General features: G+C 70.0%; 12 protein-coding genes. 6 read left to right on the top strand and 6 right to left on the bottom strand.

The features are described 5' to 3' along the window. Positions 1–143 precede the first annotated feature (143 nt). The 4 genes from AB0B14_RS27775 to AB0B14_RS27760 all read right to left on the bottom strand — a co-directional run bounded on the left by AB0B14_RS27775 (position 144) and on the right by AB0B14_RS27760 (position 5,432). Positions 144–830 carry a TetR/AcrR family transcriptional regulator gene (locus tag AB0B14_RS27775; protein ID WP_357524990.1) on the bottom strand — a complete coding sequence of 229 codons (687 nt, stop codon included), beginning with the start codon at positions 828–830 and terminating at the stop codon, positions 144–146. A gap of 69 nt (positions 831–899) precedes the next feature. Continuing rightward, positions 900–1,385 carry a biotin/lipoyl-containing protein gene (locus AB0B14_RS27770; protein WP_357524988.1) on the bottom strand — a complete coding sequence of 162 codons (486 nt, stop codon included), beginning with the start codon at positions 1,383–1,385 and terminating at the stop codon, positions 900–902. Continuing rightward, positions 1,382–3,145 (bottom strand): acetyl-CoA carboxylase carboxyltransferase subunit alpha/beta, encoded by a 1,764-nt coding sequence (locus AB0B14_RS27765; protein ID WP_357524986.1) that lies wholly within the window; start codon positions 3,143–3,145, stop codon positions 1,382–1,384. Before AB0B14_RS27765 ends, AB0B14_RS27770 begins: the two co-directional genes overlap by 4 nt. 1,420 nt (positions 3,146–4,565) lie before the next feature. After that, entirely contained in the window at positions 4,566–5,432 is an 867-nt protein-coding gene (locus tag AB0B14_RS27760) for a hypothetical protein (RefSeq protein ID WP_357524984.1), read from the bottom strand. Positions 5,433–5,782: 350 nt separating this feature from the next. Here AB0B14_RS27760 and AB0B14_RS27755 point away from each other — a divergent pair, with 350 nt between their 5' ends. The 5 genes from AB0B14_RS27755 to AB0B14_RS27735 all read left to right on the top strand — a co-directional run bounded on the left by AB0B14_RS27755 (position 5,783) and on the right by AB0B14_RS27735 (position 9,151). Next, complete coding sequence (locus AB0B14_RS27755; protein ID WP_357524982.1) at positions 5,783–6,589, top strand: helix-turn-helix transcriptional regulator; 807 nt, start codon at positions 5,783–5,785, stop codon at positions 6,587–6,589. 47 nt (positions 6,590–6,636) lie between these two features. Beyond that, on the top strand, positions 6,637–7,545 hold the full coding sequence (locus tag AB0B14_RS27750; RefSeq protein ID WP_357524980.1) for an SDR family NAD(P)-dependent oxidoreductase: 909 nt from the start codon (positions 6,637–6,639) through the stop codon (positions 7,543–7,545). Continuing rightward, positions 7,542–7,901 carry an NAD(P)-binding domain-containing protein gene (locus AB0B14_RS27745; protein ID WP_357524978.1) on the top strand — a complete coding sequence of 120 codons (360 nt, stop codon included), beginning with the start codon at positions 7,542–7,544 and terminating at the stop codon, positions 7,899–7,901. Before AB0B14_RS27750 ends, AB0B14_RS27745 begins: the two co-directional genes overlap by 4 nt. Before the next feature lie 120 nt (positions 7,902–8,021). Beyond that, the gene (locus AB0B14_RS27740) at positions 8,022–8,507 is read left to right on the top strand and encodes an SRPBCC family protein (protein WP_357524976.1); all 486 of its coding nucleotides are present in this window, start codon (positions 8,022–8,024) and stop codon (positions 8,505–8,507) included. Beyond that, positions 8,504–9,151, top strand: a complete 648-nt coding sequence (locus tag AB0B14_RS27735; protein WP_357524974.1) for an SRPBCC family protein — start codon at positions 8,504–8,506, stop codon at positions 9,149–9,151. Before AB0B14_RS27740 ends, AB0B14_RS27735 begins: the two co-directional genes overlap by 4 nt. A 64-nt stretch (positions 9,152–9,215) precedes the next feature. On the opposite strand, the gene AB0B14_RS27730 is transcribed toward AB0B14_RS27735, so the two are convergent. Together AB0B14_RS27730 and AB0B14_RS27725 are read right to left on the bottom strand one after the other, a co-directional pair. Continuing rightward, positions 9,216–11,912 (bottom strand): AAA family ATPase, encoded by a 2,697-nt coding sequence (locus AB0B14_RS27730; protein ID WP_357524972.1) that lies wholly within the window; start codon positions 11,910–11,912, stop codon positions 9,216–9,218. Between the two features lie 110 nt (positions 11,913–12,022). Further along, entirely contained in the window at positions 12,023–12,490 is a 468-nt protein-coding gene (locus AB0B14_RS27725; RefSeq protein WP_357524970.1) for a VOC family protein, read from the bottom strand. Between the two features lie 104 nt (positions 12,491–12,594). On the opposite strand from AB0B14_RS27725, the gene AB0B14_RS27720 reads away from it, so the two are divergent. Next, a complete protein-coding gene (locus AB0B14_RS27720; RefSeq protein ID WP_357524968.1) occupies positions 12,595–13,395 on the top strand; it encodes a helix-turn-helix transcriptional regulator in 801 nt (266 codons plus the stop codon). Positions 13,396–13,455 lie beyond the last annotated feature (60 nt).

Raw genomic sequence — 13,455 nt, 5'->3', positions numbered from 1 at the left:
CATAGTTAGCTTGCTACCGGACAAGAATCGAGGGCAGCATACTTCGAACGTGTAAAGTGATCAACAGGAAATGACTGGCGAAAGATAGCGCGCTAACTACTCGAATCGGACATCGATCAGGGTTGCATCGCCACCCCGCGCCACTATGCCTTTTGCCGGCTAAATACCGGGCGCCGAGCAGGGCCGACTTGCGTCGACAGCAACCCCCGGGTGAGCTCACGGACCGCCCGCTCGGTCTCGTCCACGGCGGGCACCGCCTCGGGCGGCCCCGGTTGGAACAGCCGCCACATGTCGACCATCAGCATGCCGTAGAGCATCCGACTGACCAGCTCGGTGTCGAGATCCCGACGAAAGTCACCGGTCGCCACGCCGTGGTCGAGTATCTGCCGCAGCCGATGCCGCTCGGTCTGGAGAATCCGGACGAAATAGTTCTCCACCAGTCGCGGATTACGTCGGATTTCGCCCACCAACTGCGGCATTATCTGCGCTTCTGGGCTCTCGTGCAGCCACTGGCGGATCTGCCGCAGCGTCATCACGAGATCGTCGTGTGCGCAACCGGCCCGAGGCAGGGGGCGCACCGGGCGCCGTTCGAGATCCTTGAGCGCGGCCTCCAACAGCCCCCGTTTGTCCCGCCACCGGCGATAGATGGTCGCCTTGCTCACACCGGCCCGATCCGCGATCTTGCCGAAGGAGAGCGCGTCCAGAGTGAGGCCCTCGGCGAGCAACTGGACGGTGGCGGCGAGGAGCGCCCGATCCACCTCGGACTTGCGGGGGCGTCCGCGTGCGCGCGACGGCTTCGCGACCCGCCAGTACGCGACATCACTCGTCACCGCCGGCCCTCCTTGGTCCCCGTGCCGGCCGGGCACCGGTGGAAACGCGCACGTGCTCCCCCATCACCCTCAACCCCTCTCCGCCCCGACCGGCGCCGCCCGCAGGACCATCAGCGGCTGCCCGTGCTGAACGAGCTCACCGTCGCCCACGAGCACGTCGACGACGCTGCCCTCCGCGTCGGCGAGAACCTCGATCATCAGCTTCATCGCCTCGATGATCCCGACCTGCGTCCGCCGGCCCACCACGTCGCCGGCCAGCACGAACGGCGCGGCACTGGGCTCCGGCGCCCGGTAGAACGTCCCGGTCAGGGGCGCCGGGACGAGCACGGTGCCGGCCGGCGGCTCGGCCGGCTCCGACACCTCCCGGGCGGCGACGGGGCGCCCGGCGGCCGCTCCGGTGACCCCGCCGACGTGGTCGCCGTCGGCCCACACCATCTCCAGGGTCGCCGCCCCGTCGGTCAGTCGGATCCGACGCAGCGGACCCCGCACGTCCCCGGCGATCCGCTGCGCGGCGGAGCGCAACGCCGCCAGCGGGGCCGCCTCGTCGCGGCTCATCGGGCCACCTGCCCGACGAGGTGGCCGACGCTCGGCCGCTCACCGTCGGGGACCGTCCCGTCCGGCGGGCGTACCGCAGCCTCCCCGGGGGCTCCGATCGCTCGCAGCCGGGCGCGGCGCCGCGCCACGACCTCCTGGACGTCGACGCCGTCGAGCGCGGCGAGGGCGTCCTCGATCGTCCGGCGCAGCCGGACCGCCGTCCCGTCCGGGTCACGCTGCGCACCGCCGTCCGGCTCGGGCACGACACCGTCGATGACACCGAGGTCCAGCAGGTCCGGCGCGGTCAGCCGCAGGGCGGCGGCCGCCCGGGGTGCGTCCTGCGCACTCCACAGGATGGCCGCACAGCCCTCCGGGGAGATGACCGAGTACACCGCGTTGCTCAGCATGAACGTGCGGTCCGCGACGGCGAGTGCCAACGCGCCACCGCTGCCCCCCTCCCCTGTGATCACCGAGACCACCGGCGTCCGCAGACCCACCAACCGCAGGATGCTCGCCGCGATGGTGTGCGCCTGCCCGTGCCGCTCGGCGTCCAGCCCCGGGTACGCTCCGGGGGTGTCGACCAGCGTCACCACCGGCAGCCGCAGCTTCTCGGCGAGCGAGAACAGGCGGATCGCCTTGCGGTAGCCCTCGGGACCCGCCATCCCGAAGTTGGTCGCCAGCACCTCCCGGGTGCTGTGCCCCTTCTGCGTGCCGACGAGCACGACGTGCCGGTCACCGATGCGGGCCAGGCCGCCCACCACGGTGGCGGAGTCCGCGCCCAGCCGATCGCCGTGCAGTTCCAGGAACCAGTCGCAGATCCGCCCCGCGTAGTCCCGTACCGTGGGCCGATCCAGGGCGCGGGCGCGCTGCACCACCGCCCAGGCGTCCGTGCCGGGCCGCCCCGGCCGCTCGAGCGGCCGGGGCGCGGGCGCGGCAGCCCCGACCGGACCGTGTCCGCGCGCCGCACGAGGGGTGCGCCCTGCCGCCGCCAGGAGTCGACCGACGACCTCCGGCAGCCGGGAACGGTCGACGACCAGGTCGACCAGCCCGTGCTCGCGGAGGAACTCGGCGGTCTGGAAGCCCAGCGGCAACTCCTGGCCGATGGTGTCGCGGATGACGCGGGGGCCGGCGAACCCCAGCCGGGCACCGGGCTCGGCAAGGATCACGTCGGCCTGGGTGGCGAACGAGGCCGCCACCCCGCCGTACGTGGGGTCGGTAACGATCGAGACCACGAGGAGACCGGCCTCGTGCAGGCGGTCCAGCGCCTGACTGACCTTGGCCATCTGCAACAGCGACAGGATGCCCTCCTGCATCCGCGCCCCGCCGGAGGCCGGGACCAGCAGCACTGGCACCGCGCGCGCCAGGGCCTCCTCGGCGACCCGGGTGATCAGTTCACCGGTGCCGGTGCCGAGACTGCCGCCCAGGAAACGGAAGTCCATCACCGCGAGGGCCACGGGGTGGCCGTCCACCATGGCCGTTCCACCCACCACGGCTTCCCGCTCGCCGGTGGCACCCCGGGCACGCGCGAGTCGCTGCGGGTACGGCATCGAGTCCACGAAGCCCAGCGGGTCGACGGCCCCCTCGGGGGCGGTGATCTCCGCGAAGGACCCGGGGTCGACCAGACCGGCGATCCGGGCCCGGGCGGTGAGCCGCCCGTGATGTTGACAGAACGGGCAGACGCCGAGGTTCCGCGTCCACCGCTTGCCGTAGACCAGTTGGCGACACCCGGCGCAGCTCAGCCAGCCGGACCGCTCGCCCACCTCCACCTCACCGACCGACACGATTTCCTCCCCGTCTGCTGCCGCACGCGCAACTTCTCGTCACGCCTGGTCGAATACTTACTGACTCAGGTCCATGTGCAAGGATTAGAATCGCCCCCGTTTCGTATCGACTAGCACTGATGGTTATCAAACCAGCCGCACGGCCGCAGCGGTGCCTGTACGAACGGTAGCGCAGAAAGCCCCAAGCCAAAAGCGGCATCCTGCGGAATCGACCCGCGGCCATTATCCGACGGCGCCCGAGGCGCGATAGCACAGTTTCGAGACGATGGCGAGACTGATTTGATCCTTTGCCCGGGGCAACCACCACCGACATAATCCCGGCTCCCCCATTCGGCGCCAGGCGTGGGCCGGGCCGGGTGCCCGGCGCCGCCGACGGGCGCCCCGCAGGCGCTCCCCGCGCACCCGGCCCGGCCCCTCCCATCCGGACGAACCGGGTCGAGCCAGCACCGCGAGCCCTCCTGAACAGCGCTTACGCCGCAGGTCAGCACCGCCCCGCTGCACGGCGGCGCACCAGCACCGGCTCACCGGCGCGGACGCCCGCCGAGCGGCGACGACCACCACGACGGCCCGCAGCAGATCACCGGGCCGGTGCGGCCGAGGGGTGTCTGTCCCCAGAATCCCGGGAGGCGACCGGACGCACCGGCGCCGGAATTGACACACCCGCACCGGTCGCCGTGCCATGACCAGACCGCCCGCAAACGACTGGCAAGAGATTCACCATCTCATTTCGCGTCACTGGCGGCCCAGATCGCAGCAACCTTTCCTGTGACGGGTCACGAGAAACCTGAGAGAACAATCTCTCGCCATTGTTCACCAATATTCGAGCGGTGTTCGCCGGTGCTCAAAGAATGTTCGGCTGCCAGCCCGTCGGCGCGTTCCCGGCAATTCGGCGGATCGTCGGCCGTTGGGTCGACATTCGCGCGGCCTCGCGTCGGTGAGCCCGCAGGCCGACGGGTCGGCAGACCAGCACGGCGTCGTGCCGCGAAGGGCCCGGGCTCGTCTGCGGCCCACGCGGGACCCGACCGGGTGACCCTCCGGTGGGTCGCCGGGGAGACGCTGGCGCCGATCGGAACGGATACGACAGTCACCCGCGGGGCGTGGTGCAATTAGCCGCACGGGCCCCGCCCGCCGTAGGAAACCTGCAACCGCCCGGCTTCCCGATCGGCTATTCCGTCGCTCACCCTTCGTCGCCCGGCAGGTGCGACACGGCCGGCAACTCGGCCGCCGGCTGAACGACCAGCCTGAAACGCAAACGGTGCGCGCTGCGGTCGATCTCGGCGCGCACCGTGGGGTAATGGTTTGTGTCCGAGGGGGGATCGATACCTAGCCCCACGCGGGACGGACTCCGAAACGGCGATATTCGTAGATCTTGGACCCTCGGCATAGCCGTCGAATCCGGTCCCACCTCGGCATCGGGTGGTCAATCCCGGCCCCACCACAAGGCTGGGCGGGGTTCATCGACGGGGTTTCGGTAGCCGGATGGGCCGGGGCGTGGCCTGCTTCGTTCGTTCGAGCGGGACGAGACGAGACGAGCCGCAGCCTGGTCGAGCAGGGAGTCCGGTCCAGGTAGCCGGTTGTCGAATAGAAGACGCGTGAGATGTCGGCCGGTGGGGTCGAAAAGCAGACATGTGGCTCTGCATCCGCTTGTCTGGTGCTTCTTTGCTTGCAGGTATGGCATCAGGTAGGAGGCGGTGGTGCCGGCGTCTTCCTCTGGAGCGTGGCATGCCCATACAAGTAGGACAGGCTTGCCGGAAGTCTCGCCCATTAGATGTGTGATGGAGTGATGTTGTTGGTCGCGGCGCACGAGTTTGGTGAGATCGGCGGCGTATCGGCCGAATGACTGCTGGACTTTCCAGTTGCCTTCCGGCAGTGCTGTCGATGTCGATAGCCAGCCCGATGCTCCGGTCGCGGTGACCTGATCGACAAGTTCCAGGAGCCGTTGGTCTGCGGTGAGACGTGGCTTGTCTGCCGGAGCCTCGTTCGGATCGAGTTGCGCGTCATACCAAGCATCAAGTGGTCCTGTATAGCTGGCGGCGAGTTCGGGCTGCTGTTCCTCGAAACGACGAAGGTCTGCGGGAGACGCGGGCGCCGCCCACGGCAGCGCCTCCGATCTCCTCTGCGGGTCCGGTTCTACATAGAGTCCTCCGTGCAGAAAGAGCAGGAAGAGGTCGAGTTCGTCAACGGCGCGATACTTCCAGGCCGCCGGCTCGGTGCGGCGACCCAGGTAGAGCAGCAGTTCGCTCTCACGGCGCAGCGAGCAGCCACTGTTGGCGGTGAACAGGTGCACGGGGATGCCCTGGAGCATTAGGCTGCACGCCGCGAGAGATCATTGTCTGTGACCACCACGCGTGGACCATCGAAGCCGAGACCGCGATCTACCCGCTCACCCCGGCGTTGAGCTTCCTCGCCACGACAGCAAAAATCCCCGCCCAACGGGACGGGGATCGGAGGCACGACGCAGAGTAGGTCCGCGGAAGCGGGGTTGCGGCATCGCCATCAACGCGAACGCCCCGGCGGCACCGCAACCCAGCGTGCCGGCCGAAACCTCGCAGATGAGCCTCGCCACGACGATCGACCCGCCTGGGCTGGGTCGGCGTGTCCGTACGAAACGGCTCGGTCATCGGTAGATTTGGTCCCGTGCCAGAGCCGACGCCCCTGGGTGACTTCCTCCGCGCGCGGCGCGCTGTCCTACGTCCCGTCGAACGCGACGGCAAGCTGCGGCGCGTCCGCGGGTTGCGCCGCGAGGAGGTGGCGAAGCTGGCCTCGATCAGCCCCGATTACTACGTACGTCTGGAGCAGGGCCGCAACGACAGCCCGTCCCCGCAGGTGGTCGATGCGCTCGCCCGTGCCCTGCAACTGGACGAGGACGGCGCGAGCTACCTGCGCAAGCTCGCCGACCAGCCCCGGACCACCCCCGCCTCCGACGATCGCGAGCAGCTGCCGGAGGGCATCCGCCTGTTGATCCAGGGGCTGCACGAGGTGCCCGTCTTCGCCCACGGCAAATACCTGGACGTCCTGGCCGCCAACCCGCTCGCCGGGGCGCTGTTCCCGGGCCAACCGGAAGGGGCCAACCTGCTGCGGGTGGCATTCACCGACCCCACGGTCCGTGCAATGTACGACCAGTGGTCCACGGTGGTCGCCGAGGTCGTCGCCAACGCCCGACTCGTCCTCGGCGCGGACGCCGGCTCCGAGCAGCTCAAGGATCTGGTGGAGGAGCTGCGCACCACCGACGACGACTTCCGTGCCATCTGGGACCGGCAGGACGTGAGGGAGACCGCCGCCGGCGTTCGGACCCTGCACCACCCGGCCTTGGGTGACCTTGAGCTGATGTACGAGCGGCTGCACATCACCGGCACCGACGCACAGTTCCTCGTCATCCATCACGCCCGCCCCGGCAGCGAGTCGGAGTCGAAACTGGCGAAACTGCGCGCGACGTTCCTATGAACGACAACCCCAGGTACGTCCGCCCGCACGGCCGTACCGTCGTTGACATGTCCAATCTGATTACCACTCCATTCGGGTTCGAGAGCACCGCGGACGAGGTTCTCGCCGGGGTCGACCTCACCGGCAAACGCGCCATCGTGACCGGCGGCGCCACCGGCATCGGGCGCGAGACGACCCGCGCCCTGGCCACGGCCGGCGCCGAGGTCACCATCGCGGCCCGCGACGTGAACGCGGGCCGACAGGTCGCCGAGAGCACGCCGGGCGACATTCGGGTTGTCCCCCTCGACCTGGCCGACCTCGACTCGGTCGACGCCTTCACCCGCGCCTGGCAGGGCCCGCTGCACATCCTCGTCAACAACGCCGGCGTCATGGCCGTACCCGACCGGCGGCTCACCGCCCAGGGCCACGAACTGCAGTTCGGCACCAACTACCTCGGCCACTTCGCGCTGACCGTCGGCCTACACGACGTCCTGGCGGCCGCCGGCGAAGCACGGATCGTGTCGGTCTCCTCCAACGCCCACTTCATGTCCGACATCACCTACGACGACATCGACTACGTCCACCGCGACTACAACCCCTGGACCGCCTACGGCCAGTCGAAGACCGGCGACGTCCTGCTCGCCGTCGAGGCCACTCGCCGGTGGAACGCCGAGGGCATCGTCGCCAACTCGCTCAACCCCGGAGCGATCGCCACCGGCCTGCAAAAGCACACCGGCGGCCTGCGTACGCCCGAACACCTGCGCAAGACCCCGCCACAGGGCGCCGCCACCTCGGTCCTGCTCGCCGCTTCCCCGCTGCTCGACGGCGTCGGCGGCCGCTACTTCGAGGACTGCAACGAGTCCCCGACCCTGACCGCCCCGCCAGAGATGTTCGGCAAGGGTGTCGCCGCGTGGGCCGTCGACGCCGACAACGCCGCTCACCTGTGGGACGTTGCCAGGGGTCTGCTGAAGCGATGACCGTCGGTTTCATCGGCCTCGGCGACCAAGGCGCACCGATGGCGCGGGCGATCGCCGACAAGGGCTTCGATCTGTACGTGTGGGCCCGCCGACCCGATTCCTACCGCGCCCTGGACGGCAGCCCGCACACCGTCGCCGACAGCCCTGCCGACCTCGCCGCTCACGCCGACATCGAGAGGCACCGCGGAGACAACCCACCTGCCACTCACGCCGAAGCCGAGCATCAGCACGGCAAGGAGTCCCGGGATAATCCCAGCAGCGCCGCTGCGACTCGACGAAAACCTGTCGGGCTGGGGCCGGTAGCAGGCACGGAGGTAAGGATCTTCACCGTGGGCGGCCCACGTACCGCGAACTAGGTAGTTCTTGCCGATGTGTAGCGGTTGCCGTCTTGGCACGATCGCTTCTGCCGGGTGTGGATCTAGCGGCTCGCTCATGCCCGGCGATCCGATGGTCAGTGACCGCAGAGGGGCTTCACGATGGAGAACATTACGGACACCGACGAGGCCGGCATTGACGTGTCGGCACCGGTGGTCAGCCGCCACAGCGTCACGGTGACCGCGTCGGCGGAAGCCGTGTGGCGGATCCTCACCGACATCGACGCATGGACGACCTGGCTGCCAGAAATCCCGTACGCACGCGTGGAAACACCCGGTCCGCTCGCCCCGGGCTCCGTGTTCCGCTGGTCGGCCGCGGGCATGGAGATCGAGTCGACGATCGTTCAGGTACGGCCGCGGGAACGCCTCGTGTGGCGGGGATACGGTGACGGACCGGACGGGGTCCTCGGTGTCCACGTCTGGGCGCTCACTCCGGCCGGCGACGGCGTGCAGGTGTCGACCGAAGAGTCCTTCGCCGGCCCGCCTGTCGATGCCGACCCTGGGCCTTTCCAGGAGGGCCTCGACACGACCCTCGCCAGGTGGCTGGAACGACTCAAGGGCACCGCCGAGGCGGTGACCGCCCCGTGAAGAATCGTGTGTTTGCCGTCGCGACGGCGGTGGTCGTGGCCGGCCTCGTGGGCACCGCGGGTGCGCCGGCTCGGGCCGAGGTCAGGGGCGATGTCAGTGCCGACCACGCGACGGTGCGATGTGCGGGACGGACTGTCGACACCGCGGCGAAGATTCGCTATCGGACGGAGACGACGATCGACGCTCCGCTGCGAACCGTCTGGAAGTTGCAGACCGACGTGGAACGCTGGCCGTCGTGGCAGAAGCCGGTTTCCTCCAGCAAGCGGCTCGATCGTGGCCCACTGCGTCCCGGTTCATCCTTCCGATGGACGACACCGGTCCTCGAGACCGCGCTGAATCCCGCCACGACCCTCGTCGTCACGTCCACCGTCCGGCAGCTTCAACACCAGAGGTGCCTTCGGTGGGACGGCCCGGCGATCGGTGCGGGGCTGCGCATCGACGAGGGGGTCCACGTGTGGACGTTCACCGAGATCGACGGTCGCGTTCTCGTGCGTACCGAGGAGACGTGGCGCGGGGACCAGGTGGAGCAGGACGTCGCCTTCTCCACCATGGCTCTCGGGGCGGGCCTGGAGACGTGGCTGACGGAGCTGAAGACGCGTGCCGAACGGGAGTGTGACCGGGCCCGGCGCCCAGCGCTGACGTGACCCGGCGGGCCCCGCCGGTCTCGGACCGGCGGGGCCCTTTCGTCGCCCGGTCGGCCCGGCTCCGTCAGCGGAGTAGTTCTCGTAGCTGCCGGCGTGAGGTGATGCCCAGCTTGCGGTAGAGGTTGCGCAGGTGGGCGTCGATCGTTCGCGGGCTGACGAACAGCAGCGCGGCGACCTCCTTGGTGCCCGCGCCGGAGGCGACCTTGCGGGCGACGAGTAGTTCGCGGGCGGTCAGCCCCGCGAGCGGATCGGCGTCGTCGGCCAGGGTCGGCTCGCCGATGGCATCCAGTTCGCGGGCGGCGCGGCCGGCGAACCCGCGCGCGCCGATGGTGGAGAGCAGTTCGTGCGCGGCGCGCAGCTCCACCCGCGCCTCGGCGCGACGGCCGACCCGTCGCAGCCACTGCCCGTAGAGCAGTCGGGCACGCGCGTGGTGGACTCGCATCCTGCTCCCGGCGAACCGGCTGATCGCGGCACGGTAGTGGTCCTGCGCGCCGAGCCCCGGATCGAGCAGCGCACTCGCCAGTAGCTGCGCACCGGTCGTCCACGCGTTCGGATTGACCCGTGCGACATCCCCGATCCATTCAGCCGATTCCTTGGCTTCCTCGGGACGTCCGACGAACGCGGCGGCTTCGACCAGCTCGTGGTGGAAGACGGAGGCGGCGTACGCCCCGCGCCGGTGCTGATCCCGTACGAGCAGCAACGCGTCGATCGCGGCCTCATGGTCGCCGCTGCCGTTGCCCAGAACCCCGATCGCGTAGTGCAGCGCGGTGGGTTTCACCCCCACCCAGTCGCGCAGCTTCTCCCGGATCTCGCGGAACCGCTCGACGTCCCCGCTCCAGGCGGCAAGCATCAGGTCGGACCCGACGAGGTTTGACGTCCCGGCGGCCTCGTCGACCGCACGCGCCTCGATGATGCTGACCTGCGCGTCGGCGAAGCGGCCCACTATTGTCCGGGCGACCGCCTGGAAGCGCAGCGCATGGGGCAGGATCGCGTAGGCGCCCTGTGCCCGGGCGAGCTCCACCTGACGGTCGGCGATCTCCTCCATGGCGTCGCTGTCACCGAGGTCGACGCTCAACACGCAGGCACGTTCCATCCACCACGGATCCGCGTCGGACGTGCGGGCGTGGTCCCGGAAGGCGTCGACCGTACGGCGCATCATGGGCATCGCCTCGTCCACCGGGCGGAGGTTCTGCTCGACCAACGCCTGCAGCAGCAGGTCGACCGGACGTGGCGGCTGACGCTGGGGCACCCGTTCCCGGATGTGCCGGGCGAGATGCCGTAACCTCCCCGGCTCGTCGACGCTGAACATGAGCGATGCGAACGCCTCCAGGTAGGTCTCGCGGACCTCGTCGGGCCCCACGCCGTCGGCCGCGTCGATGAGCGCGATCGTCGCCGGGATACTGCGCGTCACGTGATAGTCGATCATCGCGCGCAGCAGTCGCGCGGCGCAGCGGCCGGCTTGGTCCGGCTGGAGACGCTCGGCCTCGTCCACCAACTCCCGGGCGGCAGAGGGTTCCCCCGCACCCAACCGTGCCCTCGCCGCGGCCAACAACCGCCGGGCCTGCCGCGACCGGCCGGGTGTCAGTCGGGCCGCACGCTCGAGGAACGCGGCCACGGCCGCGAATCCGCCGCGGCGCTGTGCCCGCCCGGCCGAACGCTCCAACTCGGCCGCGGTCTCCTCGTCCGGGCCGGTGATCGCGTTCGCCTGGTGCCAGGCGCGACGGTCGGGATCGACGTCGGCGTCCGTACCGGCGGCGAGCGCCGCGTGTGCCTGCCGGCGCGCCCCGGCGCCAGTCGACAGGTACACCGCGGAACGCGCCAACGGATGCCGGAAGTGCACCCGGGGCCCGGTCACCAACAGGCCGCTGTCCTCGGCCGCGGCCAGGTCCACGGCGTCCAGCCCCTGGATCGCCATCGCGCGGCGCAGCAGAACGAGGTCGCCGGTCGGCTCCGCCGCGGCCAGCGCCAGGACCGAGCGCGTGGGTGCCGGCAGCCGCAGGAACCGACGCACGAACCGGTGCTCCACGGCGCGGTGCCCGGCGTCCCCGGGTAGCCCGAACGGTCCGGCGTCGCGGGCGAACTCCACCAGGGCGAGCGGGTTGCCGGCCGCTTCGGCGAGGATCCGTTGCACGATCGCTGCCTCGTGGCCGAAGGGTGCCCGATACCGCAGCAGGGTGAGGGATTCCGAATCGGAGAGCCCGGTGAGAGTGAGGGCGGGCAGGCGACCGAGCTCCGACACCGAGGCGGCGTCGCGGGCAGCGAACAGCATGGTGACCCGCTCCGCCGCCACGCGTGCCGCGACGAAGGCCAGTACCTGCCGCGAGCCGGCGTCGATCCACTGCACGTCGTCGACCGCGCAGAACACCGGCCTGCGCCGGCCTACGGCACTCAGCAGGCCCAGGACGGCCAGCCCGACAAGCATCGGGGTCGGCGTGACCCCGGCGTGCAGCCCGAACACCGCGTCGAGCGCGCTTTGCTGCGGTACCGGGAGCCCGGCACGGTGGTCGAGCACGGGCGCGCACAACTGGTGCAGGGCCGCGTAGGGCAGTTCGCTCTCGAACTCGACACCACCGGCCCGCAGCACCCGCCATCCGTCGAGCCGCGAAACGGCCGCACCGATGAGCGTCGACTTGCCGATCCCCGCGTCACCGAGAACGAGCATCGCCCCGCCACGGCCCCGCGCCGCGGCTGCCGTCACCGAGGCGATCTCGCCCAACTCCGCCTCGCGAGCGACGAACATTCCCGACCTGATATCTGTCATCAGCTTCTGCGTGTCGCCAGACGAATGGTGCCCTCCGGTTGTTCGGCCCACCGATGGTATCCAGAGCAGCGCACCGACCGGGACGGGCGCCGGGTTCGGAGTCGGCGCTCCTACGAGGGCAACTCGAACAGTTCCAGCTGGATGCCGTCGGGGTCACGGAGATAGAGGATCTTCGTCCCGGCCAGCGCCCCCGCTTCGACGCCATCGCCGTCCTGGAGCACGACCGGATCGGCGTTGACGTGCACGCCCCGCCGCACCAGGTCGCGGTGCGCCGAGTCGAGGTCGTCGACCTCAAAACACAGGTGCATCACCCCGACGTCAGAGTTGCGCCCGGTGAAGGGCCTCGGCTGCGGGCTGTCGTACTGGATGAGTTCCAGCAGGACGTTCTCACCGGCCAACGCGAAGGATGCCCGCATCGACGCGTTCTCGACCTCGACAACCGCACCGATCGCCGGGTTCGTCGCCGAGATCGTCACGCCGTTCGGCGCGATGCCGAGGACGTCCTCGTACCACCTCACCGACCGCGTCAAATCGCTGACCGGCACTCCGATGTGATGCATCCTGGTCACTTTGCTCATGATCCCCATCCTGAAGGGCCGGGCCACCACTGTGGAAGGCACAGGTCTTCCGCGTACCGCCGGTACCACCCAACGCCCCAGAACCGATGGCGGATCATGGGTTCATGAGTGACCTCGGAGCCGCGCTGCGGGCCTGGCGGGATCGCACGGACCCGGCCGCGGTCGGTCTCCCGAACGCATCACCTCGCCGCGTCGTCGGGCTACGGCGCGGCGAGCTGGCAGCACTGGCCGGCATCTCCCCCGAATACGTGGCCCGCCTCGAACAGGGCCGGGCCGCCACACCATCGGCGCAGGTGTGCACCTCCCTGGCCCGCGCGCTACGACTCTCCGACGACGAGGAGGCGCACCTGATGCGCCTCGCCGGCTTCGCCGCGGCCCCGGACCGGATACCCCACCTGATCCCCGGCAGCCTGCACCGCGTCATCGACCACCTCGACGACACCCCGGTGGCCGTCTACGACGCCGTGTGGCGGCTGCTGCACTGGAACCGGCTGTTCGCGGCCGTCTTCGGCGACCCCACCGGCGCCATCGGCGACGATCGCAACGCCCTGATCGTCCAGTTCGAATCCCGAAACCCCCGAGTCCGCCAGACCGACACCGAGCGCGCCTACTTCGAGCAGTCGTTGGTGGCCGACCTGCGCGCCACCAGCGCCCGCTATCCCAACGATCCGGACGTGGCGGCACTGATCTCGCGGATGGCCGGAAACGACAGGTTCTGCCACCTCTGGGCCCTCGGCGCGGTGGCCCCTCACGAGAGCGCGCACAAGACCGCCGTACACCCGGACGTGGGCGCCATCCCGCTGGACGCCAACGTTTTGACCACCCAGAACACCGACCTGCGCCTCGTGGTACTCACGCCTCGGCCCGACACCGCCGCTCGCGAGAAACTGGATCGACTGGGCTGACCACACCGGATCCGCTCTGGACCAGGGCACGTCGAGGCCGCTCAGGCCCGGATAGGCAAT

Source organism: Micromonospora sp. NPDC049171 (genome assembly GCF_040648275.1).
GTDB lineage: Bacteria > Actinomycetota > Actinomycetes > Mycobacteriales > Micromonosporaceae > Micromonospora.
This window is presented reverse-complemented; position numbering and strand designations above follow the sequence as displayed.